Source organism: Finegoldia sp. BIOML-A2, from assembly GCF_009678315.1.
In the GTDB taxonomy this organism is placed as follows: domain Bacteria; phylum Bacillota; class Clostridia; order Tissierellales; family Peptoniphilaceae; genus Finegoldia; species Finegoldia magna.
The window spans coordinates 1-1,128 of the sequence record NZ_WKZE01000022.1 but is presented as its reverse complement, the minus strand read 5'-3'; the positions used below and the strand labels follow the sequence as shown (position 1 = coordinate 1,128).

Below are 1,128 nucleotides of genomic sequence, written 5' to 3'. Positions count from 1 at the left end.
CATAGAATACGGGATAGAAGAACGTATGTCCCTATGAAGTTTGCATTATAAAGCCGTTATACTTGATTTACCCAATCGGTATTGTTCTGTCAGACCTACGCAGGGAAAACGCATTATACTCTTTCCTTAATCTTTTATACATTTATCTTACACCAATATTGTCTTTTCATCTTATTAAAATAAGATATTTATCTTTCATTTACAATATTATTTGAGTACATTTACGTGATTATAAATCACAATTAAAATGAAGCAAGAAACTAAAAGAAAGATTGAGATCAGCAACCTACATGAATTTGCTGATTCATTAATATTGATAGATAACCGGATAGACCGTTGTAAAAAACATCAGGCCAGTACCATTGTTCTTATTGCAATTTCTGCTGTTATATGTGGCGCTGATACTTGGAATTCAATAGAAGACTTTGGTAAAAGTAAAGAATCTTTTTTTGCAGCCAAGCTTTCCAATTTTAATGGTATCCCTTCCCATGATACATTTAATCGCTTTTTCTCGGCATTAGATCCTTTAAAATTTGAAGAATCTTATAGGCAATGGGTCCAAAGCATTCTCAAATGTTATTCGGGGCATATAGCCATTGATGGTAAAACCATACGAGGAGCCTATGAATCCGAACAGGACAAGCATCATCGTAAACAAGGAGTGCTTCCTGATTCGAATACGGGAAAGTACAAATTGCATGTCATCAGTGCATTTGCAACAGAACTGGGAATCTCCCTTGGACAGTTATGTACACAAGAAAAGGAAAATGAGATAGTTGTCATTCCTGAATTATTAGATATGTTGTGTATAAAAGATTGTATTATTACAATTGACGCTTTAGGATGCCAGCGTACAATTGCAGAGAAAGTCATAAAGGGAGAAGGTGACTACATTTTTATAGTGAAAGATAATCAACCGAAATTAAAGGAAATAGTACTGTCAGTAACAGAAAGTATTGTATCAAAAGGTACAACAGTACGATTTGACAAATATGAGACGCATGAAGAAGGACATGGCAGGAATGAGTCGAGAATCTGCTATTGCTGCAACGATCCTGGTTTTCTGGGAGCAGATATTAGAAAGAAGTGGAAAAATATACAGTCTTTCGGATATATAGAGAATACCAG

Annotated in this window: 1 protein-coding gene; it reads left to right on the top strand. The window is 34.8% G+C overall.

From position 1 onward, the window contains the following. Positions 1-247: 247 nt before the first annotated feature. On the top strand, positions 248-1,128 hold an 881-nt coding region (locus GKF99_RS08510), incomplete at its 3' end, for an ISAs1-like element ISBaov2 family transposase (protein ID WP_154273152.1).